Here is a 25,381-nt window from a genome sequence, read left to right as displayed (position 1 = left end):
GGTAGCGGATGCGACGGGTGTTACGGTTGATTCACTTGAAACTGGGTGGTCTGGCCGGTGTTCTTGTCGGTCGTGACGATTTGCAACAGGCCGCCTTGCAGATTGGTGATTGCGATGCGGAAGTCGGTGGTTTCGACGGTGCCTGGCACCAGTTGGCCGTTGGCACCGACGATGCTGGACGTCACTGCCGACGACACCCGGCTCAGAATCGCGCTCTGCAACATGCTGTTGAACTGGGTCAGCGCGGTCTGCCCGGAAGCGCCCGACGATGAAGACTTCTCGACGTAATGGTTTTGCGCCTGGGCCTGATTGAGCAGCACCGGGCCGTTCAGCGGATTGCCGCCAAATGACGGGTTGTTCGGCACATACGCCAGTTCGCTTGCCTGAACGCCTGAACAGATGCCGGCCAACAAGGCGAGGCTGGCGACAACCACCAAACTGCGATTAATAGTGAGTGCTTTCATAGCTCGTCTCGTCCCATGTCCGGGTCGCCAAAGAATTGTGCCAATTGATAATCAAGAATGGCCTGGTACACCTGGCCGGCCGCGTCGGCTGCAATGGCCGGAATAAGCGTGCGGTTGGGCGGCAGGAACATTTGAAACAAGCGGCGATTGCCATAATCCACGAATACCTGACTGCCTAAACGCGCAGTAGGGCGTTCGGTGATGGTCACAGTGAATGTTTCCGCTTCATCTTTTTCCCGCCAGGTGTTTGCAAAACTGTCATAAAACGTCCGGCCTGCCAGGGTCATGGTCTGCCCGATCACAATGCCGCCGACATCACGGTGGTTAAGAGTCCGGTGCTGTTCAACCGTCGTGGAAGTGTTCACGCTGGGCTGGGCAAACACCGTGGTGGCGGCGCACAGGGGCAGCAGCCATAAGCCGATGACTTTACGGGTTGTCATGTTTGTACGTTCGTGTGTGCAGGTTGTTACTTGTTATATCTCAATAAAAATACTTTGCCAGTGGTTAATTAAAATAAAGTTCATTTATTTTGTTGGCGTCAACTTACGTACTTATTTAAATAAGTTTGTTTAAAAGGCGGTGGCGCAAGAGGGGTGCGAATCAATGGCGTCAAATTATCTGCCAGGAAGCGGACTTATTAAAATAGCGTCTATTGAGAATTAATGGGGGGGTGCTTAAACGGGAGGTTGTTAGCTTGCTAATGTTTGGAAAGTGAGTTCAGGTTATGACTGCGTGTTGTCGAGTTAGTTGTTAAACGTTTTTTTCACCACCGGCTTATTCAAGTCCCGGGTGAAGTCGGTCCTGCAAGGGGGGGCGTGTTTCAGCAGCGTCCCCTTCAGCCGGGCGTGCAAGCTGTTAGAATGCGCGTCCTCTTCGACCGACCTGCTTATTGCTCCCATGCTGCCTATCACAGAACCCCGCACCGACCGCCTGCCGTCCGAGCCTTCACGGCGTTTTTCCGTGGCCCCGATGATGGACTGGACGGATCGTCACTGCCGTTTCTTCCTGCGTCTGCTGTCGAAGCATGCGCTGCTTTATACCGAGATGGTCACCACCGGCGCATTGCTGCACGGCGACACCGAGCGCTTCTTGCGCCACGACGAGGCGGAGCATCCGCTGGCCCTGCAGCTGGGCGGCAGCAACCCGGCCAACCTCGCCGCCAGTGCGCGGCTGGCACAGGCGGCGGGCTACAACGAAGTCAATCTCAACGTCGGCTGCCCGAGCGATCGCGTGCAGAACAACATGATCGGCGCAGTGTTGATGGGGCATCCGCAGTTGGTCGCCGATTGCGTCAAAGCAATGCGCGACGCGGTGACGATTCCGGTGACGGTCAAGCACCGCATCGGCATCAACGGACGCGACAGCTACGAGCAGCTGTGTGAGTTCGTCGGCACCGTGCGCGATGCCGGCTGCACCAGCTTCACCGTGCATGCCCGCATCGCCATTCTTGAAGGCCTGTCGCCGAAGGAAAACCGTGACATCCCGCCTCTGCGCTATGACATCGCCGCGCAGCTTAAGCAGGACTTTCCCGAGCTGGAGATCATCCTCAACGGCGGCATCAAAACCCTGGAGCAGTGCCAGGAACACCTGAACACCTTCGACGGCGTGATGCTCGGTCGCGAGGCGTATCACAACCCGTACCTGCTGGCAGGCGTGGACCGCGAACTGTTTGGCAGCGATGCCCCGCAGATCACTCGCGCCGAAGCTTTGGCGCTGATGAGGCCCTATGTGGAAGCGCACCTTCGCGACGGCGGCTCGATGCACCACATCACCCGCCACGTGCTGGGCCTGGGCACCGGCTTCCCCGGGGCGCGCAAGTTTCGGCAGATGCTCTCGGTGGACATTCACAAGACGGACGACCCGCTGGGGTTGCTGGACCGGGCGGGGGAGTTGCTGGAGGGGCGGTGAGCAGATTATCGCGTCCAGCGCCGTGCGCGCATTTCTGCGACGTGCTGATCGGTCGCGAATTTACCTGCGTCGGCCGCTCTGACGGCCTGTTCGATCTCGGCGGTCAGTGCACTGTCTTGTTCCTGAGGCTTGGCAAGATGGGTGGGGGAGTGAAGTAGGTCTTGCGGATGGTTCGGCGATGGTCCGGTCATGGAAACCTCCTGTTTGAGTAGTTGGCCGAATGTTACGCGGTCTGCCGCGTCGGGGCAGACGATAGCCAACATGTGCGAGCTTGCTCGCGAAGGCTGTATTTCAGGCGCTGAAAATGCGGCGGCTGTACCGGCCTCTTCGCGAGCAAGCTCACTCCCACAGGTTTTGCAACAACCGAAAAATCCCTAGCCGAATCACCATCCTGTGGGAGCGACCGGGGTGGCGCTCCACCTTGCTCGCGAAGGCTGTATTTCAGGCGCTGAAAATGCGGCGGCTGTACCGGCCTCTTCGCGAGCAAGCTCACTCCTACAGGTTTTGTGCCAACCGGAAATCCCTAGCCAGACCACCATCCTGTGGGAGCGACCGGGGTGGCGCTTCACCTTGCTCGCGAAGGCGGTTTGCCAAGCGCCGAAAATGCAGCGGCTTGACCTGATCCACCCCTCACCGCCGTCCCGCCCGCGTACTCACATCCACCCACACCGCCAGCACCAGAATGCTGCCCTTGACGATCATCTGCCAGTAACTGTCGACGTCGAGCATGGACATGCCGTTGTCGAGGCTGGTGATGACGAGGGCGCCGAGCAGGGCGCCGTAGACGGTGCCCGAGCCGCCGCGCATGGAGGTGCCGCCGATGAAGCAGGCGGCGATGGCGTCGAGTTCACCCATGTTGCCCGCCGACGGTGAACCGGCGGCCAGACGGGCGGTGTTGACCAGGCCGGCGAGGGCGCACATGACGCCCATGATCCCGAAGATCCACAACTTCACCGCCTGCACGTTGATCCCGGAGAGGCGCGTGGCTTCCATGTTGCTGCCCACCGAATAGATCCGCCGGCCGAACACGGTCTGGCTGGTGATGTAGCTGAACACCCCAAGCAGGACCAACAGCAGCAGAACCGGCACTGGAATCCCGTCATAGCTGTTCAGCGTGTAGACGAAGCCTGCCAGCACGGCACCGATCGCCACGACCCGCACCACATCCCGTGCCAGCGAATGGGCGGCCAGCCCGTGCAACGCGCGGTTGCTGCGCTGGCGCCAGGTCAGGAACAGCGTCAGCGCGAAGAGCAGCACGCCGAGCACGATCCCCACCAGCGGCGGCAGATAACCCTGGCCGATGTAGACCAGTTCCGGCGACACCGGCGCGATGGTGGTGCCGCCGGTGATCCCCAGCAGAATCCCGCGAAACGCCAGCATGCCGCCCAGGCCGACGATGAATGAAGGGATGCGCAGGTACGCGGTCATGCAGCCGTTGGCGAGGCCGATCAACAGTCCGCATCCGGCGACGATGCACAGGTTCAGCGGCAGCGGGACGTGGTAGACCACGTCGAGAATGGCCGCCACGCCGCCGAGCAAGCCGAGCAGCGAACCCACCGACAGATCGATCTCGCCGCTGATGATCACCAGCACCATGCCGCAGGCGAGAATCCCGGTGATCGACATCTGCCGCAGCAGGTTGGACAGGTTGCGCGGCGTCAGAAACCCCCCGTCGGTTTGCCAACTAAAGAACAGCCAGATCACCGCGATGGCGATCACCAGCGCGAGCATTTTGTAGCGGGTGAACAGTTGCTTGAGTTGATTCATTGACGCGCGTCTCCCACAGCACCTGGCCGGTCGTTATTGTTTTTGTTGTACGCAGTGTCGCCGGATTGGCTGAGCGCGGCCCCGAGCACCTGTTCCTGGGTCAGGCCTTGGTTGATGAAGTCCCCGCGCAACTGGCCGTCGCCGATCACCAGCACCCGGTCTGAGACGCCGAGCACTTCGGCCAGCTCCGACGACACCATGATGATCGACACGCCGCTGGCCGCCAGCGCGCCCATCAGTTTGTAGATCTCGTACTTGGCGCCAACGTCCACGCCGCGGGTGGGCTCGTCGAGAATCAGCACCCGCGGCTTCGTCAGCAGCATCTTCGCCAGCACGGCTTTTTGCTGATTGCCGCCGGACAGGCTGGTGATCGGCAGGAACGGGCTCGCGGTCTTCAGGTGCATGCGCGCGATCTCCTTGCCGATGCTGCCCAATTCGGCCTCGGCATCGATGCGGGTCAGGTGGGCGAAGCTGTCGAGTACGGCCAGGGTGATGTTCTGGCCCACGCCCAGGTCCGGAATGATGCCCTGACGCTTGCGGTCCTCCGGCACCATGCACAGGCCTGCGCGGATTGATTTGAGCGGCGTGCGGGTGTCGATGGGTTTGCCGTCCAGCCACACTTCGCCGGTGTAGCGGCCCGGGTAGGCGCCGAACAGCGCCGACACCAGCTCGGTGCGCCCGGCGCCGACCAGCCCGGCGATGCCGAGGATTTCCCCGCGCTTGAGCACGAACGAGATGTCGTCCACGCGCTTGCGTTTGGGGTTGTCGACGTCGTAGCAAGTGACGTGGCGCGCCTCGAAAATCACCTCGCCGACGCTGTGGGGTTCGGTGGGGTAGAGGTTACTCATCTCGCGGCCGACCATCTGCGTGATGATCTTCGGGATGTCCATGTCGGCCATGGCGGTGGTCGCGATGTGCTTGCCGTCGCGGATCACCGAGATGGTGTCACAGACGGCGGCGACTTCATCGAGCTTGTGGGAGATGTAAACGCAGGCGACGCCCTTGGCTTTGAGCTCGCGAATGATGTCGAGCAGGACCTCGATTTCCGAGCGGGTCAGGGCCGACGAGGGTTCGTCGAGGATCAGCAGGCGCGCCTGTTTGTTCAGCGCCTTGGCGATCTCGACCAGTTGCTGATAACCGCCGCCGTATTGCGAGACCGGCAAGGCGACGTTTATGTCCGGCACTTTCAGTTCGCGCATCAAGGCTTCGGCGCGGTGGATCATCGCCGGGTAATTCATGCGCCCGCCCGGCAGGGTCAGTTCGTGGCCCATGAAGATGTTTTCCGCCACCGACAGGTCGGGGACGAGGGTGAGTTCCTGATGAATGATGACGATCCCGGCAGCCTCGGTTTCGCTGATGGATTGCGCCTTCAGCGGCTGGCCGTCCCAGAGGATTTCACCCTCCCAGGTGCCGTGGGGATAGACCGCCGAGAGGACCTTCATCAGCGTCGATTTGCCGGCGCCGTTCTCGCCGCACAGGCCGACGCATTCGCCGGCCCGCACCTTGATGTCGATGCCGTTGAGCGCCTTGACGCCGTCGAAGGATTTGACGATGCCATTCATTTGCAGCAGGTAATCGGACATTGCGGGATCTCGTGCAGAAGCAGCCAGTAAGGGATCGAGCTCCGCCCGCACTGGTTTTCACACAGCAGCTCTCACGGCAGATGAGCGTTGGTGGGAGCGAGCTTGCTCGCGAAGAGGTCAGACAGCCCTGACAAACTTTTTGGCTGTAACACCGCATTCGCGAGCAAGCTCGCTCCCACATGGCCCCCGTACTTGCTGAGAAAGCGGGCGAAATGACAAGAAGGCTACTTACCCGCGATCTGATCCTTGGTGTAGAACCCGTCCTTCTCCAGCAGATCGATGTTGTCTTTGGTCAGCGGCGTCGGGGTCAGGAGGATGGTGTCGACCTTCTTCGCGCCGTTGTCGTACTGCGAGCTGTACGTAGGCTTCTCGTTGCGTGCCAGTTGCACCGACAGTTTCGCCGCTTCCGAGGCGATCAGTTTCAGCGGTTTGTAGACGGTCATGGTCTGGGTGCCGTCGATCACGCGCTTGACCGCTGCCAGGTCGGCGTCCTGGCCGGAGATCGGCACTTTGCCGGCCAGTTTCTGCGCGGCGAGGGCCTGAATGGCGCCGCCGGCGGTGGCGTCGTTGGAAGCGACGATGCCGTCGATCTTGTTGCTGTTTTTGGTCAGGGCGTTTTCGACGATGCTCAGGGCTTCGGTCGGGTTCCACTCCTTGACCCACTGCTGACCGACAATCTTGATGTCGCCCTTGTCGATGGCCGGCTGCAGCACTTTCATCTGGCCTTCGCGCAGGACCTTGGCGTTGTTGTCGGTGGGCGCGCCGCCGAGCAGGAAGTAATTGCCTTTCGGGGCCGCCTTGAGCACACCAGCCGCCTGCATTTCGCCGACTTTTTCGTTATCGAAGGAGATGTAGGCGTCGATGTCGGCATTGAGGATCAGCCGGTCGTAGGACACCACCTTGATGCCGGCCTTCTTGGCTTCGGCGACGGCGTTGGTCAGCACGGTGGCGTTGAACGGCACGATGACGATGACATCGACGCCGCGGGAAATCAGGTTTTCGATCTGGGAGATCTGTTTGCCTTCGTTGGCATCGGCGGACTGGACGTACACCTTGGCGTCCATTTTTTCTGCCGCTGCGACGAAGTAGTCGCGGTCCCGGGCCCAGCGTTCGAGGCGCAGGTCATCGATGGAAAAGCCGATTTTCGGATGGGCCGAATCGGCCATGACGGGCAGGCTGAGCAGGGCCAGGGCACTGGCGAGCAGGGTGGTCTTGAAACTCTTCATGGGGGTGCGTCCTGTTATTTTTGTTTAGAGACACTGTCCGAGCGTGTACGGGTTTTCCGGTGAAACTGTAGATACTGGTTGTGCGCCGCGAGCGGGGAATTGTCGTGAGAATGTAACCAACGTAATTCCCCTCTGATGCCGGTCCTGCTCACCCATCGCGTCCATCCAACGGCATTGGCGATGACCTCGACTGTAGGACCGGCTTTAGCCGGGAATGCGTCAGTCGTCACACTGCAAATGTGAGGGTGCCACCACTGGCCTCTTCCCGGCTGAAGCCGGTCCTACGAAAGACATAGCATCCATCCAGCAGATCGCGGGCGCCTGTTGTCAGGGATAGATAAACCGGTTCACCACGCCTTCGAGCATTTCCTGGCGACCGCTCACGGCCTGCGGGTTGAGTTCGTTGTCCATGGCATGTTGCGCCAGGGCATCCAGACTGAAATCCCCCGACAGCACGGCGCGCCCGAACGGTTGGTCCCAGCCGGCGTAGCGCTGGTCCTTGAACGCCTGCAGCTTATCGTCCTGAATCATCGCCGCCGCCCGTTCCAGCGACAGCGCGAGCACGTCCATGGCCGCGACGTGGCCGTAGAACAGGTCGATCTCGTCCAGGCTCTGCCGGCGCACTTTGGAATCGAAGTTATAGCCGCCGTTCTTGAAACCGCCCGCCTTGAGGATCTCGTAGGTGGCCAGGGTCAGCTCTTCGACGCTGTTGGGAAACTGGTCGGTGTCCCAGCCGTTCTGCGGATCGCCACGGTTGGCGTCGATGCTGCCGAAGATGCCAAGGGACGCCGCCGTGGCGATTTCATGGTGAAAGCTGTGCCCGGCGAGGGTGGCGTGGTTGGCCTCGATATTGACCTTGATCTCTTTCTCCAGACCGAACTGTTGCAGAAAGCCGAACACCGTGGCCGTGTCGTAATCGTATTGGTGCTTGGTCGGCTCCTGGGGTTTGGGCTCGATCAACAGGTCGCCGGTAAAGCCGATCTTGTGTTTGTGCTCGACCACCATGGCCATGAAGCGGCCCAGTTGCTCCCGCTCGCGCTTGAGGTCGGTGTTGAGCAGTGTCTCGTAACCCTCGCGACCGCCCCACAGCACGTAGTTCGAACCCTTGAGCCGATGGGTGGCGTTCATCGCGCTGAACACTTGAGCGGCGGCGAAGGCGAACACCTCCGGGTCCGGATTACTCGCGGCACCGGCGGCGAAGCGCGGGTTGCTGAAGCAGTTGGCGGTGCCCCACAGCAGTTGAATGCCGCTCTGTTCCTGATGGCGTTCGAGCTCGTCGACCATCTGCGCGAAGTTGTGGCTGTACTCTTTCAGACTCGCGCCTTCGGGTGCTACGTCGGTGTCGTGGAAGCTGTAGTAGTCGATGCCCAGTTTTGAGAAGAATTCGAACGCCGCATCGGCCTTCAAACGCGCCAGGTCCATGGCGTCCGCCGGCTTGACCCACGGACGCTTGAAGGTGCCGACGCCGAACATGTCAGCGCCCGGCCAGACGAAGGTGTGCCAATAGCAGGCGGCCATGCGCAGGTGTTCGCGCATGGGCTTGCCGAGGATGATGTTGTTGGCGTCGTAATGGCGGAAGGCGAGGGGCGACTCGCTGCCGGGACCTTCGTAGCGAATGGTGTCGACATCGGGGAAGCAGGGCATCGGGGTTTCCTTATTGTTTTTGTTGACGGCGGTCTTCATGGTTTTGTTCTTGGCTGATCCCGATACTAGCAACGGCCCCGTCCGCGCCGATTGCGAAAATCACCAACCCGGTGTTCGATTTTGAGTATTGAGATTCCCCCGGCGCAGGCCTAGTCTGTGCCGACTCGCTTCACAGGCCCGGGGAACAATAATGAAAACCGTCCCGCCCGCTCACCGCATCGCCCTGTTGTTCAACGGCGGCAAGATCTACGACCGCGGCATCATCACCGGCATCGGCAATTACCTGAGCAGCACCCGCGCGACCTGGGATCTGTTTCTGGAAGAGGACTTTCTCTGCCGCCTGAAGGGCATCGAGCGCTGGCAGGGCGATGGCATCATTGCCGACTTCGACGATCCGCTGATCGGCGAGGCCCTGGCCGGAAGCACGGTGCCGGTGGTGGCCGTGGGCGGTTCCTACGAGGACAAGCGGGCCTATCCGAAGCACATTCCCTACGTCGCCACCGACAACTTCGCCCTGATCAAGCTGGCCTACGAGCACCTGATCGAGGCTGGCCTGACGCGCTTCGCCTGTTTCAGCCTGCCGGAAGCGCAAAGCAATCGCTGGGCCCAGGAGCGTGAAAAAGCCTTCCGCCGGCTGTTGCAGCGCGACGGTTTGTACGGCGAGGTCTATCGCGGCCTGAGCACCAGCGCGCCATTGTGGGACAGCGCCGTCGAACAGCAAATCACCTGGCTGCAAAGCCTGCCCAAACCCATCGGCATCATCGCCGTCAGCGACGCCCGCGCGCGGCAGTTGCTGCAGGCGTGCCTGACAGCGGGCATTGCGGTGCCCGAGCAGGTGGCGCTGATCGGCATCGACAACGACCCGCTGACCCGCACCCTGACGCGGGTGCCGCTCAGTTCGGTCACTCAGGGGACTCAACTGATGGGGCGCACGGCGGCGCAGTTGCTGCACCAAATGCTCCACGGCATGCCCTCGACCGCGAGCCAGATTCTGGTGCCGCCCGAGGCCATCAACGTTCAGGCCTCCAGCCTGCATCAGCCGCTGGGCAATCCGCACGTCATGCAGGCGCTGCACTTCATTCGCCAGTACGCGTGTCAGGGCATCAAGACCGCCCAGGTCGCGGGCTACGTCGGTATTTCCCGCTCTTCCCTGGAATCGCACTTTCGCAAGGAGCGCGGCTGCAGCGTGCATGACGAGATTTTGAGCTTCAAACTCACCGCCGCCGCGTCAGGGCTGAAACACGGTGATACGGCCATCGCCGACATCGCGCAAAGCTGTGGCTTCAAATCCGCGCAATACCTGCACACGGTGTTCCGCCGGGAGTTCGGCTGCACCCCCCGCCAATATCAGCAGGGCGAGGCAGTACCGATTCTTTGATTTGCTTTAGGGCGTCCCGTTTGGGGCGCGTCTGTCATAACAACGACAACATCACAGGAGTCATCGATGCATCCGATTCGTTTAGGGCTGGTGGGTTACGGCAAGATCGCCCAGGACCAGCACGTGCCGGCGATCCACGCCAGTGACCGCTTTGAGCTGGTGGCCGTGGCGACGCTGGGTCAGCACTGTCCGGGCGTGCCCAATTTCAGCTCGCTGGCTGAGCTGCTGGCAGAAGGTCCGGCAGTGGACGCCATCGCCTTTTGCACGCCGCCTCAGGGGCGTTTTGCGCTGGTTGAAGAAGCGCTGAAGGCCGGCAAACACGTGCTGGTGGAAAAACCGCCGTGCTCGACCTTGGGCGAAGCCCTTGCCCTGATCGACGAGGTCAATACAGCGGGCGTCAGTGGCCTATTTGCCTGGCATTCACGCTTCGCCCCGGGCGTGAGCAATGCGGCGCAATGGCTGGAGGGCAAGACCCTCAAGCAGGTACGAATTGACTGGAAAGAGCAGGTGCGCAAATGGCACCCGGGTCAGGCGTGGATCTGGCAGGCGGGCGGGCTGGGGGTGTTCGATCCGGGGATCAACGCGCTGTCGATCGTCACCGAATTGCTTCCCCATGCGCTGTTCGTCGAGTCGGCGAACCTGAGCGTGCCGAGCAACTGCCAGTCGCCGATTGCGGCGTCGCTGCAGATGCGTTCCGGCGAGGAGGTGCGGGTGATCGCCGAACTGGATTTCGATCACAGCGTCAACGAGCAGTGGAGCATTGAGCTGCACTGCAACGACGGCGTCATGCGCCTGGACGCCGGCGGCGCGCAGGTCAGCATCGACGGCGTGGCGCAGACCGTGTCGGAGGAGGGCGAGTACCCGGCCATGTACGGGCACTTCGCGCGGCTGATCGACGCGGGCAAGAGCGATCTGGATTTGCAGCCGCTGCGCATCGTCGCCGACAGCTTTTTTGTTGGCGGCAAGGAGACGGTGGCGGCTTTTTACGAATAAAAAAAGACGATCGATGGCCCGGTCTTGTGTGCTGGATCGGGCTTCGGCGCTGACTGCGCTTGTGCGGCCAGTGTCAGATCAGATATGCACCACGCCGGCCAGAGCGATTGAGAACGAAACGATCAGGGTCAACAGAATGGTCATGTTGATGGACATTGCGGGCAAATCCTTGTCTGGTTAATCAGTGCCGCCATCATCCGGATTTGCACGGGCAAACAGAACGGCGTTCGTGCCTATGTTGGCAATCGATGGAAATAATAGTTCGGGGTTTTTCAGAGAGATGCCCTTGCAGCTGCGCCACTTTTCGCGAGCAAGCTCGCTCCCACAGGATTTGCGGCAACTGATACATCTCTGGTGTGGTCATGATTGAGCAGAGCCCATCTTTCTGACGCGCTGCTTTCGCAAGGCAAACGCTGCCCTTGTGGGAGTGAGCTTGCTCACGAAGACGGTGTCTTGTCCGCTGAGTTAGTCGGCGGATGTACCCAAGCCTTCGCGAGCAAGCTCGCTCCCACAAGGTTTGCGTCATTGCCTAATCCTCGGTAGCCGCCCGAGCCCAATCCAACCACCCCCTACCCATAAGGACCACCATGCCTTCCACCCCCATTCGCATCACCGATGAACAACTCCTCTCCGACAACTGGTACGTGCTCAAGAAATACAGCTTCGAGCTGCAACGCCGTGACGGCAGTTGGCAATCGCAGACCCGCGAGGTCTACGACCGGGGCAATGGCGCGACGATTCTGTTGTACAACCTCGAACGCCGCACCGTGGTGCTGACCCGCCAGTTCCGCATGCCGGCCTTCGTCAACGGCCACGATGGTTATTTGATCGAAGCGGCAGCAGGCTTGCTGGACAACGCCAGCCCCGAAGAGCGCATCCGCATGGAAGCCGAAGAAGAAACCGGCTACGTCGTGCGTTCGGTGAAGAAGATCTTCGACGCCTTCATGAGTCCGGGTTCGGTGACCGAGCGCATTCACTTTTTCATCGGCGAATATCAGCCCGATGATCGGGTCAGCGATGGCGGCGGGCTGGAAGAGGAGGGCGAAGACATCGAAGTCCTGGAGCTGGATTTCGAGCGGGCCATCGCCATGGTGGAAAGCGGCGAAATCAACGACGGCAAGACCATCATGCTCTTGCAATACCTGGAGCTGCGCCTGATGAAGTGAAGACGGCAGGGCCAGAACGACTCGGAGCGCGACGAAAAAGTTTCACCCATCGGTAAACTTTCTTACGTTGCAATGAGAATCGTTTGCGTTATCCTTCGCGTTCCTTTGTTACCAGGGATGTCGAACAAGATGGATTTTCGCCCTGCAATGAGCCAGCCCACCCGGCTTGGCTCACCTTGTGTTGGCGCCACCCGTGGCGCGAGAGACCCGCGCCTCGAGGCGCTGATGGGCACCTACAACACCCACCGCGAGGCACTGTTGCGCCTCGCGGCGAAATTCCTCGGCTGTCGTGCCCGCGCCGAAGATGTGGTCCAGGACGCTTTCGTGAAGATGCTCGAAAGCGACCTCGCGTCCACGGAACCTGCGCGCTACATGTTTCGCGTCGTGCGCAATCTGTCGATTGACCGTCTTCGCCGCCAGCGTCTCGAACGCAACCACGGCGCCGAAGCCGAGCAGCAAGAGCAGATCCGTTTCGAGGTGTCCCCGGAGCGCGTGCTGGCCGGTCGCGAGTCCCTCGGTCAATTGGTCGGCGCGCTCAACGAACTGCCCAAGCGCATGCGCATCGTCTTCGACCTCAGCCAGATCCAGGGCTACACCCAGCGCGACGTGGCCAAGGTCATCGGCACCTCGCCGACCATGGTCAATTTCCTCCTGCGCGACACCCTGTCTCACTGCCGCGCGCGGCTCGGCGAGCTCTAGGCATCGCCGCGTCATGTCTTTCGTTTTCACTGCCCGGAGTCATTCATGAAATTAGTTCGTCTGGTCTTCCAGCAATACCGCTGGCCGCTTGCGATGGTGCTGTTGCTGAGCGTCAGCAGCGGGCTGTTGAGCGTCGGCGTGATTGCCTTCGTCAACCAACGCATGATCAGCAGCCACGAAGGCCTCGGCACGGCGCTGTGGCAATTTGGCCTGATGCTCGCCGTGCTGCTGGCGCTGGCGTCCGGTGCGTCGTTGTCGCTGACGGCGTTGGGTCATCGATTTGTTTATGGCCTGCGCCGGGTGATGGTCAAACGCCTGCTGGACACCAACATCGAGCGCATCGAATCCATCGGCGGGGCGAAGATCTTCGCCAGCCTGTCCAGCGACATTCGCGCCGTGACCATGGCTTTCGTGCAGCTGCCGGACCTGATCTACGGCTCGGTGCTCAGCGTCGCGTCGTTCAGTTACCTGGCCTGGCTGTCGCCGTCGCTGTTCATCACCACCCTGTGCTGGATGGCGTTCACCCTGGGCGTGGGCTGGTTGCTGGTGGGCAAGCTCAACGCCCACATCCGCGCGCTGCGTGAGTCCGAAGACAAGCTCTATCAGAGCTACCAGGGCGTGATCGACGGGCGCAAGGAGCTGACCCTTAATCGCGACCGCGCCCGGCGGCTGTACGAAGAAACCTTCGACGTCGCCGCCCAGCGCTACCGCGAGCATTTCACCCTGGCGGACCGGTATCACGGCCTGGCCAGCAACTGGGCCAACATCATGGTCCTCGGCACCATCGGCCTGGCGTTTTACCTGGCCAACGGCCTGGGCTGGGCGCCGACGGAAGTGGCGGCGACCTATGCGCTGACCGTGCTGTTCATGCGCACGCCGCTGGTGCTGGCGGTGGCAGCGATTCCGGCGCAGATCTCCGGGCGCGTGGCGCTGGATAAAGTCGAGTCCCTGGCCCTGGCCGAGCACCACGAAAGCTTCGACGTCGCCCCGAGCCACATCGCCGGTCACTGGCAGACCCTCGAACTGCGCGACGTCGAATACCACTACGCGCCCCAAGGCGACGAGCCCGGTTTTGATGTCGGTCCCGTGAACCTGATCCTGCGCCGGGGCGAAACGGTCTTCCTCATGGGCGGCAACGGCAGCGGCAAATCCAGCCTGGCACGCTTGCTCAGTGGGCTGTATCGACCGTCGGCGGGGGCGATCCTGATCGACGGCCAGGTCATCGGTTCGGACGACTGGCTGGCTTATCGTCAGCTGTTCGCCAGCGTGTTCACCGACTTCCACCTGTTTGCGCAATTGCTCGGTCCCGACGGGCAGAACGCTGACGTGGCGGATGTCGAGCACTGGCTGGAAAAGCTGCACATGAAGCACAAGGTGCAGCTCGCCGACGGGCACTTGCTCGACACGCGTTTTTCCCAGGGGCAGCGCAAGCGCCTGGCGCTGATGCTGGCGCTGCTGGAGAAGCGCGACGTTCTGCTGCTGGACGAATGGGCCGCCGATCAGGACCCGTTGTTCCGCCGCTTTTTCTACCGCGAGCTGCTGCCGATGTTCAAAAAGGCTGGCGTCACGGTGTTTGCCATCAGCCACGACGACCAGTACTTCGACCTCGCCGACCGTCTGGTGAAGATGGAGTCCGGGCAGCTCAGCGAGCTGCAGGGTGATCGCCGCGAAAACGCCAGCCGCGACGCGGTGGAGGAGATCGGTGCCGCCTACCAGATGAACACAGCCGAGGCGTTGTAAGAATTTTCGGCGACCGGGACTAAACAGCCGTCAGCCTCAGTCGTCATGTTAATGAGAATCAGTCTTAAACATTTTTGATGCGCGTGAACTGCCATCCGGCGCCAGCGACCTTGTCGTCCGGCTGCCGGAGTCGATCGCGCATCGCGCCTTACGAGAGGGAAGCATGGAACTCGTCTACGACTTCATCGGCATCGGTTTCGGCCCGTCGAACCTGGCTTTGGCCATCGCCACCCAGGAGCATGCCCAGCGCAGCGGTCTGGCGCCCCACGTTTGTTTCCTCGAGAAAAAGCCGGCGTTCAACTGGCACGAAGGCATGCTGATCGACGGTTCCACCATGCAGATTTCCTTTCTCAAGGACTTGGTGACCCTGCGCAATCCGGCCAGCCGTTTCACCTTCGTCAACTACCTCAACGAGCGCGGCCGCCTGCAGGACTTCATCAACCTGAAGACCTTCTTTCCGACCCGCGAGGAATACACCGATTACCTGACCTGGGCCGCTTCCCACTTTAACGAACAGGCCCATTACGGCGCCGAAGTGATGTCGGTGGAGCCGCATTTCGAAGACGGCCGCTTTGTCGCCATGGACGTGTTGTCCCGGGATGAGCATGGCGAAATCTCCCGTCGTCGCGCGCGCAATCTGGTGTTCGGCATCGGCGGCATTCCCCAGTCGCCGGCGGCCTTCGACGGACTTGAAGACGCGCGCGTGCTGCACTCTGCCGGCTATCGCGGCGGCATCGAAAAACTCCTCGCCAATCGCCCTGGCCCGGTGCGCGTGGCGGTGGTCGGCGGCGGCCAGAGCGCGGCGGAAATCTTCGAAGACCTGGCCTCGCGCTTCGACAATGTCGAGGCCACCCTGGTGATTCGTGGCAGTGCGCTGAAACCGTCCGATGACAGCCCCTTCGTCAATCAGATCTTCAACCCGTCGTTCACCGACACCATCTTCAACCACAGTCAGGAGCGCCGCGTCGCGCTGTTCGACGAGTTCCGCAACACCAACTATTCGGTGGTCGACACCGACCTGATCGAGACCATCTTCCAGCGCATGTACCAGCAGAAGGTGCGCGGCGAAGAGCGTCACCGCATGCTCACCAACCGCGAAGTGGTGCACGCCGAAGTCGCCGCTGACGGCATCGAACTGTTCCTGCGCGATGCGCCCCATGACCAGATGCACAGCGAGACCTTCGACGTCGTCGTGCTTGCCACCGGTTATCGCCGCGACTATCACCTGGAGCTGCTCTCGGGCATTCAGCAATACATCCAGGGCGCCAACGTCGACCGTCACTACCGCTTGCCCCTGACCCCCGGCAGCGAAGCGGGGATTTTCCTGCAGGGTTGCTGCGAAGACAGCCACGGCTTGAGCGACACGCTGTTGTCGGTGCTGGCGATCCGTTCTCAGGAAGTCGTCGAATCGATCTTCGGCGATCAGGCGCAACCGTGTTCGGCGCGCTCTGGGCATGGGTCGTTGCAGGCTGAGCCTCGCGTAGCGCTGAAGCTCGCGCGCTAAGCCCGGGCCTTCAAAAAAGCCCGTCACTGCGGTGGTCGTAAACGGCCACCCACTCTTTTCTCACAACGTTGTGGGCCGCCTTTGCGCGGCCTGCGGGTTGAGCCTTGCCGATACAAACAGGTGAAAGAATGAAATCCATACGAGATCAGGCCGCGCATTTTCCCGAACTGGTGGGCTTTTATGCGCAGACCCAGCCGGACCGGATTGCCCTTCGACACATCGTCCACGAGGACCAGCCGCCGCTGCTGACCACCTACGCCCAACTGGATGCCAAGGCGCGTTCGATTGCCGCTTGCCTGCAGCAGCACCTCGGTGTGCAGGGCGGCGAGCGCTGCGTGCTGATCCTGCCGACCGGCGCCGATTACGCGGCGGCGTTCCTCGGCTGTTTGTACGCCAGGGTCATCGCGGTGCCGGCCTTCGCCCCCGAGTACAACCGGCAGACCCATCTCGACCGGTTGACCGGCATCCTCCACGACGCGGCGCCGCAGATGGTCCTCGGGCGCCGGGAAGACCTGGATAAATTCCAACACCTGTTGCAGCCGTTCATGCCCGCTGGCGGACGTTTCGCGGCAGTCGAGGAGATCAGCGACAGCCACGCAGGCTTTCAGGCGCCGCTGATCGACACCGCGTCGCTGGCGTTTCTGCAATACACCTCGGGCTCCACCAGCGCGCCAAAAGGCGTGATGGTCTCCCACGACAATCTCATGGCCAACGAAGTCGCCATGGCCCGGCACTTCGTCTCCGATTCGGGGTTGGAGAGCTGGGTCAGCTGGCTGCCGCTGTACCACGACATGGGCCTGATGTGCGGTCTGCTGTTGCCGCTGTACTACGGCGGCACGCTGACGCTGATGTCGCCGAACTACTTCCTCGGCCGCCCGGCGCGCTGGCTGGAAGCGATGAGTCAGTACGGCGGGACCTTCTCCGGCGGCCCGGATTTCGCCTATCGCCTGTGCGTCGAGCGCATCAAACCCAGTGCGGTGAAAAACCTGACACTGGACAACTGGAGCCTGGCGTTTTCCGGCTCCGAGCCGATCCGCATCGCCACCCTGGATGCCTTCAGCGAGCATTTTGCGCCGGCCGGTTTCAACCGCCGCGCCCTGACCCCGAGCTATGGTCTGGCCGAAGCGACGCTGTACGTGAGCGCCGCCGAGCGCGACAGGCCGTTCGGCATCAAGCATTTCGACGGCAGCCAGCTCGCCGCCGGGGATGCAGCCGAGGCGGTGTTCGCCAATCAGAATGCGAAGAGTCGTCTGCCGGGGTGCGGCTGGTGCCGGCCCGATCATGACCTGCGGATTGTCGATCCGGCCACGCTGCAACCCCTCGCGTCCGGCCACGTCGGCGAAATCTGGATAGCCGGGCCAAGCGTCGCCCAGGGCTATTGGCAGAACGCCGAAGCGACCGCGCAGACCTTCGTCGAGGAAGACGGCCAGCGCTGGTTGCGCAGCGGCGATCTGGGCATTGCCAGCGACAACGAGTTGTTCATCACCGGTCGCTTGAAGGATCTGATCATCCTCAACGGCCAGAACCTGTACCCCCAGGACATCGAACAGGCGCTGGAGAAAAGCGTCGAGCTGCTGCGTCGCGGGCGCATCGCCGCCTTCCCGGTGACGGACGAGCAGGGCGTCGAAGGCGTTGGCCTGGCCCTGGAAATCAGCCGGAACGTGCGCCGTCTGATGAAGCCGCCGATGATTTGTGAAGCGGTGCGCGACGCGGTGTCCGAGCTGTTTCTGGTGGCGCCGAAAGTCATTGTGCTGCTGGAGCCGGGCGCACTGCCGCGCACCACCAGCGGCAAGCTGCAACGTTCCGCCTGCCGCAGCGGCTGGCAGAACGGCAGCCTCGACAGCTTCGCGATCTGGCAGGACGGCCGCTTGCTCGATACGGACAGCGCAGACGTTCCCGCTGATGCATCGCCGTTGCTGCCAGAAGTCCTGGCCGCGTGGCAGGAAGTCCTCGGCAAAAGCGACCTGAATGCCGCCGACCACTTCTTCGCCCGTGGCGGTGATTCGGTCGGCGTGGTGCAAGTGCTGTCGCGCCTGAACAGTGAGCTGGGCCTGACACTTGAGCCCGCGCACCTGTTCGAGCACCCGACCCTCGGCGCCTTCAACGCCCACGTCGCTGTCCACGTCTCCACCCAGCCCCGCAGCGCCGAACGCCCTGCTGGCGTACCGCTGATGTCCCGTGACAGTGACCCCGAGCAGTCTTTTGCCCAGCAGCGCCTGTGGTTCCTCGCGCAGCTGGAGCCGGACAGCAGCGCCTATCACCTGTGCGGCCAGTTGAGCCTCAGCGGCGCACTGGATGACGCCGCGCTGCAACGCAGCTTCGACGATCTGGCCGCCCGCCACGAAAGCCTGCGCACCACCTTCGCCATCGACGCCAACGAAAAGCTGGTGCAGCGCATTCACGCGCCGGGCCCGGTGCTGATTGAACGGCATTACCTGAGTGAGGACACTAACCCGCAGGACGCGTTGAGCGAATTGGCCAGAGCAGCCGTCGAGCAACCGATGGATTTGCAGAACGGTCCGCTGTGGCGTGTGCTTAATGTGCGGTTGGCGGCGGATCGGCAGCAACTGGTGCTGGTGCTGCATCACATCATCGCCGACGGCTGGTCGGTGCAAGTGATGCTCAAGGAGTTCGCCGCGCTGTACAGCGCCCATGTACAGGGCGCAGATCCGGCGCTGCCGCCACTGCCGATTCAATACGCCGACTTCGCCGCCTGGCAGCGCGCGCGTCTGGCCGGTGGGGAAGGGCAGCGCCAACTGGCGTACTGGCGTGAGCAATTGGGTGATGCCCAGACCGTCTTGAATCTGCCTGCCGATCGCCCGCGTCCGGCGCAACAAAGCCACCGCGGCGCCCGCTACGCCATCGCCCTCGACCGCGACTTGAGCCAAAGCCTGCGCGACCTCGCCAGCCGACACGGCGCGACCCTGTTCATGGTCATGCTCGCCGCCTACAAAACCCTGTTGCAGCGTTACAGCAGCCAGACCGATTTGCGCGTCGGCGTCCCGGTGGCGGGGCGGACCTGCACCGAGTCCGAAGGCCTGATCGGCCTGTTCGTCAACACCCTGGTGCTGCGCAGCGAGGTGTCGCCGCAGCAGTCGTTCAGCACGCTGATTGAGGCCGTGCGCCACACCGCGCTGGGCGCGCAACACCATCAGGACCTGCCGTTCGAGCAACTGGTCGAAGCCCTCGGCGTGTCCCGTAACCTCAGCCACAACCCGCTGTGCCAGGTGAAATTCACCCAACAGTTCCCGCTGCCGCAGAACGTTGAAATGGCCGGCGTGCGCATGGACGTCAGCCAGCTCGACGACTACTCGGCGCATTTCGATTTAGGCCTGGACATCACCGACGACGCCGACGGTATTCAGGCGGTGTTCACCTATGCCTGCGACCTGTTTGACGAGCCGCGCATCGCCGGTCTTGCGGGTGATCTGCTGTGGATCTGCGCGCAAGTGGTGGCGCAACCTCAGGTTCGGCTGGCTGATCTGCAGATCGGCGCCGAACCTTCCTCCATCGCTGCCGAATCCGTGACGTTCCCGGCCACCGATGTCCTGAGCCTGTGGAATGCCAGTGTCAGCGCACAACCGAATCGTCTGGCCCTGCAAGACGAACAGCGCAGCGCCACGTTTGCCGAGGTCGATGCCCAGGCCAACCAACTGGCGCAGCATCTGCGTCAGGCCGGTGTGGGCGTGGAAAGTCGTGTGGGCATTCTGCTGGAGCGCTCGCAGGAGTTCGTCGTCGGCCTGCTGGCGGTGCTCAAGAGCGGCGCCGCGTTTGTGCCGATGGACCCGAAATGGCCGGCCGAACGTCAGGCGTTTGTCCTGGCCGACAGTGGCGCAAGCGGGTTGATCAGCGATGTGGCGGCGCCGGACGACTTCATTGGCGACGTTATCAATGTGGCTGCCGATGCCGCGTGGCGTTCGTTGAAGGCGACAGCACTAGATGTGCCCGTAAACGCCGATCAAGCCGCGTACCTGATCTACACCTCCGGCACCAGCGGCACGCCGAAAGGGGTGGTCATCAGCCACGGCGCCCTGGCCAATTACGTCCAGGGCTTGTTTGCCCGTCTTGATCTGGCGCCCGAGGCGAGCATGGCGATGGTCTCCACCGTCGGCGCCGACCTGGGCCACACCGTGCTGTTCGGCGCGCTGTGCTCGGCGCGTTCGCTGCACCTGATCAGCCCCGACCGCACCAACGACGCCGACCGTTTCGCCGCGTACATGGCCGAGCACAAGGTGGGTGTGCTGAAGATCGTGCCGACCCATTTGAACGGTCTGTTGCAGGCGACGAATGCGGCCGATGTGCTGCCGGAACACGCGCTGATCCTTGGCGGCGATACGCTGCCGTGGGAGCTGGTGGCCCAGGTCAAACGCCTGAAACCCGGCTGCCGGGTCATCAATCACTACGGCCCGACCGAAACCACCGTCGGCGTGCTGAGCAATCAGGCGTTTGAAGAGTCGATGGGCGACAGCGTGCCCGTCGGCCGGCCGCTGCCGAATGCCGTGGCGCTGATTCTCAACGACCAACTGCAGCCGGTGGTGCAGGGCGACGTCGGTGAGCTGTACATCGGCGGGCCGGGTCTGGCGCGCGGGTATCACCAGCGTCCGGCGATGACCGCTGCGGCGTTTATTCCTGATCCGAGCGGCAACGGCACGCGGTTGTACCGCAGCGGTGACCGCGCGCGCTTGCTGGCCAACGGGCAGATTCAATTCCTCGGCCGTGCCGACGATCAGGTCAAGGTGCGCGGCTACCGCGTGGCCCTGGGTGAAATCGCCCAGCGCCTGCGCCAGCTGGACGGCCTGCGTGACGCCCACGTGCGCGTCGATGATCGCGGCCAATTGATCGCTTATGCGCTGGTGGCGAGTGGTGCAACGGTGGACGGCGAGGCGCTGCGCACACAGCTGGCCCAGAGCCTGCCGGACTACATGGTGCCGAACCACATCCTGACCCTCGATGCCTTCCCGCTGACCGCCAACGGCAAGCTCGACGCCAACGCGCTGCCGACGCCGGCCCTGGCGTCCGACGATTTCGAAGCGCCCCGTGAAGGGGTCGAAGCCGCACTCGCCGCGCTGTGGCAAGCGGCGCTGAACGTCGAGGCGGTGGGCCGTCACGACAACTTTTTCACCCTCGGCGGCGACTCGATTCTCAGCTTGCAAATCATCGCCCGTGCCCGGCGTCAGGGCATTCGCCTGACGCCCAAGCAGCTGTTCGAAAAACAGACGATCGCCGAACTCGCCCAGGTCGCCACGGTGGCCGAAGCCAAACCTGTAGCCGCGCCTGTTACGGCAGCCGTTGCACCCCGCGAGTTTGCCCTGACGCCGATTCAGGCGCGCTTCTTCAGCCTGCCCATCGCCCAGCGTCAACACTGGAACCAGTCGTTGCTGCTCGACGTGCCCGAGGCGCTGGACACCGCGCGTCTGCAACAGGCCCTCGCGGCCGTGCTGGCCCATCACGACAGCCTGCGTCTGAGCTTCCATCAGAACGATGGAGGGCAGTGGCAGCAGCGCTACCGCGACAGCGAAAGTGCCGAGCGCGTGCTGTGGACCTGTGAACTTAGCCGCGAAGAAGACCTCGATTCACTGAACGACGAAGCCCAGCGCAGCCTGAACATCGACACCGGTCCGCTGCTGCGGGTGGTCCATGCGCGCCTGCCGTCGGGCGAAGCGCGTTTGCTGCTGGCGATCCATCACCTGGCCGTGGACGGCGTCTCGTGGCGGGTGCTGCTGGAAGATCTGCAACTGGCTTACAGCCAACTGGCGGCTGGAAAGCGCGTGGCATTGGCCGATAAAACCGCCAGCTTCCAGACCTGGTCGCAGTCGTTGACCACCCTGGCGCACAGCCCTGAACTGCAAAAACAGCTGCCGTACTGGCAAGGGCTGCACGCCGCCGATGCCGTCCTGCCCGGTGATGCGTCGGTGGAAAGCCTTGTCGGCGACAGCGAAACCCTGCACCTGACCCTCAATGCGACCGCCACCCGCCGCCTGCTCAGCGAAGCCCCGGCCGCCTACCGCACACGCATCGATGATCTGCTGCTGGCGGCGCTGTCCCAGGCGCTGTGGCAGTGGAGCGGCCGCCGTCGCCACGTCATCAGCCTCGAAGGTCATGGCCGCGAGGACGTCACCTGCGAGTTAGACCTGAGCCGCAGCGTCGGCTGGTTCACCAGCCTGTACCCGCTGGCGCTGGACGCCGAGGATGACGCAATCGCCACCCTCAAGTCGGTGAAGGAAACCGTGCGTGCGGTACCGGAAAAAGGCCTCGGCTACGGCGTCTTGAAGTACCTGGCTGGCGCAAAGTTGCCGGAGCTGATCGGGCAGGGCGTGACGTTCAACTACCTCGGTCGCTTCGACGACAGCGAGGGCGCGCTGTTCGCATTGTCGAGCCGCACGCCGAACACTCTGCGTGACCCCCAAGGGCCGCTGGCCAATGCCCTGGCGGTGGATGGTCAGGTGCGCGACGGCGAGTTGCAACTGGGCTGGACCTTCAGCCGCGAACGCTTCAGCCGCGACAGCATCGAGCAACTGGTGGCGCTGTATGAAGCGCAGTTGCTGCAGCTGATCGCCCATTGCAGCGACGAAACCAACGCCGGCCTCACGCCTTCGGATTTCCCGTTGGCGGGCTTGAATCAGGAACATCTCGACGGGCTGGGCATTCCTGCGCGGGAGATCGAAGACATCCTGCCGCTGGCGCCGATGCAGCAGGGCATTTTGCTGCACAGCCTGCTGGAGCAGGGCAACGGCATCTACCTGATGCAGGACCAGTACGACGTCGGCGCCCACGTGGATTTCGACGCGTTCAAATTCGCCTGGCAGCACGTGGTGCAGCGTCACCCTGCGTTGCGCACGGCGTTTCATGGGCTGGAAAGCGGCGTGCAGCGTCAGATTGTCATGCGTCGCGTGCCGTCGCCGGTGCAACTGATCGACCTCAGCCATCTGTCTCGCGAAGCCGCTGAAGCCGAGCTTGATGAGCTGCTGAAAAGCGAGCGCGAACAGGGCTTCGATTTCGCCCGCGCGCCCTTGCTGCGCCTGCGCCTGATCATGTTCGGCGAAGCGGATTTTCGCATCGTCCAGAGCCACCACCACGCGCTGATCGACGCCTGGTGCCGGGGCCTGATGCTCACCGAATTCTTCGCCCATTACCGCGCGCTCCTGGAGGGTCGTCAGGTCAGCCTGCCGCCGGCCCGGCCGTACCGCGACTTCCTCGCCTGGCTCGCCGAGCAGGACGAAGCGGTCAGCCGCGATTACTGGCGCAACGCGCTGGCGGGCTTCACCGACGTCACGCCGCTGCCGTATCGCCACAGTGTGCAGCGTAACCAGCAGGGTGAAACGCAGATGCGCGACGTCACCCTGGCGCTGGGCGTCGAGCAGACCGCAAAACTCGCCGAACAAGCGCGTCAGCATCGCCTGACCGCCAACACCTTCGTGCAGGCCGCCTGGGCTTTGTTGCTGATGCGCCATGCCGACCGCGACGAAGTGCTGTTCGGCGTCACCGTGGCCGGTCGTCCGACCGAGCTGGAAGGCATCGAAGGCGCACTGGGGCTGTTCATCAACACCTTGCCGCTGCGCATCCGTCGGCCCGGCATCGGCGCCTCGGCGCTGGACCTGCTCAACGCCTTGCAGGGACAGAACGCCGACATGCGCCAGCACGAACATTTGTCCCTGGCCGACATTCAGCTGCTCGCCGACACCCCGCGCGGTCAGCCGCTGTTCGACAGCCTGTTTGTTTTGAGAACGTTCCGTTGGGCGCCGAGGTGCAGCAGGCCGTGAACGAATACCGCATTAATCCGCTGGCCAACCGCACCCACACCAACTATCCGCTGACCGTGGTGTTGCTGCCGGGCGAATCCCTGCAATTGCAGCTGACCTACGACACCCGGCACTTCGACGACGCCGACATGGGCACGCTGGTCAGCCACTTCCGTCGTCTGCTCACGCAGTTGATCGACAATCCGCAGCAAACGCTGAACCAGTTGCAGATCCTTGAGCAAACGGAGCGCGAGCAGTTGCTGGCCCAAGGGCTCGGCCCGGTGCAAAAGCACTGGTACGACATCAGCTACCTGGAGCGTTTCGAGGCGCGGGTGCTGGCCCATCCTGCCCAGGAAGTGGCGCGCTGTCAGGGTCACAGCCTGACCTACCGCGAGCTGAATCGTCAGGCCAACCGCATCGGTCACGGCCTGATCGCAGCGGGCGTGCAGGGCGATGACGTAGTGGCGCTGTTTGCTCCGCGCGGCCTGCCGTTGTTGAGCATGATCGTCGGCGCATTCAAGGCCGGTGCGGCCTATCTGGCCCTGGATGATCGCCATCCGGCCGGGCGCAGCGCGCGCATGCTGGTGAGCAGCGCTGCGCCGGTATTGCTGACGCCCCGCGAATGTCTGCCCCAGGTCGAGGCGATCGTTGCGCTGGCTGAACGCAAGCCCCGTGTGCGGGTGCTTGAGGACGTGCTGGCCGGAAGCGATTCCCTCGCTGACCAGAACCCCGGCCGCTACGCCACCGCCGAGCAACTGGCCTACGTCATCTACACCTCCGGCTCCACCGGCGAGCCGAAAGGGGTGATGGTCAACCAGCGCGGCATGCTCAACAACCAGATGTCCAAGCTGCCGTATCTGCGCCTGGGCGAGGGCGATGTCATTGCCCAGACCGCCGCCACCGGGTTCGACATTTCCGTATGGCAATTCCTGACCGCGCCGCTGTTCGGCGGGCGCGTGGAAATCCTGCCGGACGCCGTGGTGCAGGACCCGCAACGCCTGCTGGAAGAAGTGGCGGCCAATCAGGTCAGCGTCCTAGAGTGCGTGCCGGCGGTGATCGACGCCATGCTCGCGGTCGCGCCCCAGCGCCTCGATGCCTTGCGCTGGCTGCTGCCGACGGGTGAAGCATTGACCACGGACCTCGCCGCGCGCTGGTTCGCGCGCTACCCCGAGGTGCCGCTGGTCAACGCCTATGGCCCCGCCGAGTGCGCCGACGATGTCGCGCTGCACACCCTGATCGCCGCGCCGGCGCTCAACGCCAACATGCCGATCGGCCGACCCACCGACAACAACTGCCTTTACGTGCTGGATTCCCATCTACAACTGGCGGCGCCCGGTGTGGTGGGCGAGCTGTACATCGGCGGCGTCGGCGTGGGCCGTGGCTATGCCGCGCGGCCAGGGCTGACCGCCGAGCGCTTCCTGCCGGATCCGTTTGGCGAGGCGGGTGCGCGGCTGTATCGCAGCGGCGACCTGGCCCGCTGGAACGCCGACGGCGCGCTGGAATACGTTGGCCGTGCGGACTTCCAGGTGAAGATCCGCGGCCAGCGCATCGAGCTGGGCGAAATCGAAAA

At 62.9% G+C, this 25,381-nt stretch carries 14 protein-coding genes and 2 pseudogenes; 9 read left to right on the top strand and 7 right to left on the bottom strand.

Translation table 11 applies throughout. The annotated features are described in order from the left end of the window. Positions 1 to 20: 20 nt before the first annotated feature. Together AC07RO_RS14680 and AC07RO_RS14675 are read right to left on the bottom strand one after the other, a co-directional pair. Positions 21 to 464, bottom strand: coding sequence for a curli assembly protein CsgF (locus tag AC07RO_RS14680; protein ID WP_282373398.1), 444 nt, complete (start codon positions 462 to 464; stop codon positions 21 to 23). Next, a complete protein-coding gene (locus AC07RO_RS14675; RefSeq protein WP_346629671.1) occupies positions 461 to 904 on the bottom strand; it encodes a CsgE family curli-type amyloid fiber assembly protein in 444 nt (147 codons plus the stop codon). The genes AC07RO_RS14680 and AC07RO_RS14675 overlap by 4 nt, the downstream gene beginning before the upstream one ends. A 457-nt stretch (positions 905 to 1,361) precedes the next feature. Here AC07RO_RS14675 and dusA point away from each other — a divergent pair, with 457 nt between their 5' ends. Further along, positions 1,362 to 2,372, top strand: coding sequence for a tRNA dihydrouridine(20/20a) synthase DusA (gene dusA / locus AC07RO_RS14670; RefSeq protein WP_495086368.1), 1,011 nt, complete (start codon positions 1,362 to 1,364; stop codon positions 2,370 to 2,372). Between the two features lie 5 nt (positions 2,373 to 2,377). Here the strand turns inward: dusA and AC07RO_RS14665 are convergent, their stop codons facing one another. From AC07RO_RS14665 to xylA, 5 genes are all read right to left on the bottom strand, one after another. Continuing rightward, positions 2,378 to 2,563 carry a CopG family transcriptional regulator gene (locus AC07RO_RS14665; protein ID WP_495086367.1) on the bottom strand — a complete coding sequence of 62 codons (186 nt, stop codon included), beginning with the start codon at positions 2,561 to 2,563 and terminating at the stop codon, positions 2,378 to 2,380. A gap of 439 nt (positions 2,564 to 3,002) precedes the next feature. Next, positions 3,003 to 4,139: a sugar ABC transporter permease gene (locus AC07RO_RS14660; protein WP_192174285.1), complete on the bottom strand. Its 1,137-nt coding sequence runs from the start codon at positions 4,137 to 4,139 to the stop codon at positions 3,003 to 3,005. Next, positions 4,136 to 5,722 (bottom strand): D-xylose ABC transporter ATP-binding protein, encoded by a 1,587-nt coding sequence (xylG, locus tag AC07RO_RS14655; RefSeq protein WP_495086366.1) that lies wholly within the window; start codon positions 5,720 to 5,722, stop codon positions 4,136 to 4,138. The genes AC07RO_RS14660 and xylG overlap by 4 nt, the downstream gene beginning before the upstream one ends. A 224-nt stretch (positions 5,723 to 5,946) precedes the next feature. Further along, complete coding sequence (xylF, locus tag AC07RO_RS14650; RefSeq protein WP_346629674.1) at positions 5,947 to 6,948, bottom strand: D-xylose ABC transporter substrate-binding protein; 1,002 nt, start codon at positions 6,946 to 6,948, stop codon at positions 5,947 to 5,949. Positions 6,949 to 7,275: 327 nt separating this feature from the next. Then, positions 7,276 to 8,592, bottom strand: a complete 1,317-nt coding sequence (gene xylA, locus AC07RO_RS14645) for a xylose isomerase (protein WP_495086479.1) — start codon at positions 8,590 to 8,592, stop codon at positions 7,276 to 7,278. 190 nt (positions 8,593 to 8,782) lie between these two features. On the opposite strand from xylA, the gene AC07RO_RS14640 reads away from it, so the two are divergent. The 8 genes and pseudogenes from AC07RO_RS14640 to AC07RO_RS14605 all read left to right on the top strand — a co-directional run. Continuing rightward, complete coding sequence (locus AC07RO_RS14640) at positions 8,783 to 9,970, top strand: XylR family transcriptional regulator (protein ID WP_495086365.1); 1,188 nt, start codon at positions 8,783 to 8,785, stop codon at positions 9,968 to 9,970. Between the two features lie 66 nt (positions 9,971 to 10,036). Then, positions 10,037 to 10,963, top strand: a complete 927-nt coding sequence (locus tag AC07RO_RS14635) for a Gfo/Idh/MocA family protein (RefSeq protein WP_495086364.1) — start codon at positions 10,037 to 10,039, stop codon at positions 10,961 to 10,963. 587 nt (positions 10,964 to 11,550) lie between these two features. Then, on the top strand, positions 11,551 to 12,129 hold the full coding sequence (gene nudK, locus AC07RO_RS14630; RefSeq protein WP_346626431.1) for a GDP-mannose pyrophosphatase NudK: 579 nt from the start codon (positions 11,551 to 11,553) through the stop codon (positions 12,127 to 12,129). Positions 12,130 to 12,276: 147 nt separating this feature from the next. Further along, positions 12,277 to 12,828: a sigma-70 family RNA polymerase sigma factor gene (locus tag AC07RO_RS14625; protein ID WP_427686577.1), complete on the top strand. Its 552-nt coding sequence runs from the start codon at positions 12,277 to 12,279 to the stop codon at positions 12,826 to 12,828. Between the two features lie 45 nt (positions 12,829 to 12,873). After that, entirely contained in the window at positions 12,874 to 14,568 is a 1,695-nt protein-coding gene (locus AC07RO_RS14620) for a multidrug ABC transporter permease/ATP-binding protein (RefSeq protein ID WP_495086363.1), read from the top strand. Between the two features lie 163 nt (positions 14,569 to 14,731). Then, complete coding sequence (locus AC07RO_RS14615) at positions 14,732 to 16,072, top strand: lysine N(6)-hydroxylase/L-ornithine N(5)-oxygenase family protein (RefSeq protein WP_495086362.1); 1,341 nt, start codon at positions 14,732 to 14,734, stop codon at positions 16,070 to 16,072. A gap of 128 nt (positions 16,073 to 16,200) precedes the next feature. Continuing rightward, positions 16,201 to 24,014, top strand: a pseudogene (locus tag AC07RO_RS14610) (amino acid adenylation domain-containing protein); the annotation flags it as partial. A 78-nt stretch (positions 24,015 to 24,092) separates the two neighbouring features. After that, a pseudogene (locus AC07RO_RS14605) lies at positions 24,093 to 25,376 on the top strand (amino acid adenylation domain-containing protein); the annotation flags it as partial. Between the last annotated feature and the right edge of the window lie 5 nt (positions 25,377 to 25,381).

This window comes from Pseudomonas sp. GW821-FHT07F05, from assembly GCF_059418765.1.
This window is presented reverse-complemented; position numbering and strand designations above follow the sequence as displayed.

What these genes read in the sequence shown, in the direction of transcription:
- xylF (WP_346629674.1), bottom strand. Translation starts at nt 6,948, where the DNA reads ATGAAGAGTTTCAAGACCACCCTGCTCGCCAGTGCCCTGGCCCTGCTC.
- AC07RO_RS14625 (WP_427686577.1), top strand. Translation starts at nt 12,277, where the DNA reads ATGAGCCAGCCCACCCGGCTTGGCTCACCTTGTGTTGGCGCCACCCGT.
- AC07RO_RS14635 (WP_495086364.1), top strand. Translation starts at nt 10,037, where the DNA reads ATGCATCCGATTCGTTTAGGGCTGGTGGGTTACGGCAAGATCGCCCAG.
- xylG (WP_495086366.1), bottom strand. Translation starts at nt 5,722, where the DNA reads ATGTCCGATTACCTGCTGCAAATGAATGGCATCGTCAAATCCTTCGAC.
- AC07RO_RS14640 (WP_495086365.1), top strand. Translation starts at nt 8,783, where the DNA reads ATGAAAACCGTCCCGCCCGCTCACCGCATCGCCCTGTTGTTCAACGGC.
- xylA (WP_495086479.1), bottom strand. Translation starts at nt 8,592, where the DNA reads ATGCCCTGCTTCCCCGATGTCGACACCATTCGCTACGAAGGTCCCGGC.
- AC07RO_RS14665 (WP_495086367.1), bottom strand. Translation starts at nt 2,563, where the DNA reads ATGACCGGACCATCGCCGAACCATCCGCAAGACCTACTTCACTCCCCC.
- dusA (WP_495086368.1), top strand. Translation starts at nt 1,362, where the DNA reads ATGCTGCCTATCACAGAACCCCGCACCGACCGCCTGCCGTCCGAGCCT.
- AC07RO_RS14675 (WP_346629671.1), bottom strand. Translation starts at nt 904, where the DNA reads ATGACAACCCGTAAAGTCATCGGCTTATGGCTGCTGCCCCTGTGCGCC.
- AC07RO_RS14615 (WP_495086362.1), top strand. Translation starts at nt 14,732, where the DNA reads ATGGAACTCGTCTACGACTTCATCGGCATCGGTTTCGGCCCGTCGAAC.
- AC07RO_RS14620 (WP_495086363.1), top strand. Translation starts at nt 12,874, where the DNA reads ATGAAATTAGTTCGTCTGGTCTTCCAGCAATACCGCTGGCCGCTTGCG.
- nudK (WP_346626431.1), top strand. Translation starts at nt 11,551, where the DNA reads ATGCCTTCCACCCCCATTCGCATCACCGATGAACAACTCCTCTCCGAC.
- AC07RO_RS14680 (WP_282373398.1), bottom strand. Translation starts at nt 464, where the DNA reads ATGAAAGCACTCACTATTAATCGCAGTTTGGTGGTTGTCGCCAGCCTC.
- AC07RO_RS14660 (WP_192174285.1), bottom strand. Translation starts at nt 4,139, where the DNA reads ATGAATCAACTCAAGCAACTGTTCACCCGCTACAAAATGCTCGCGCTG.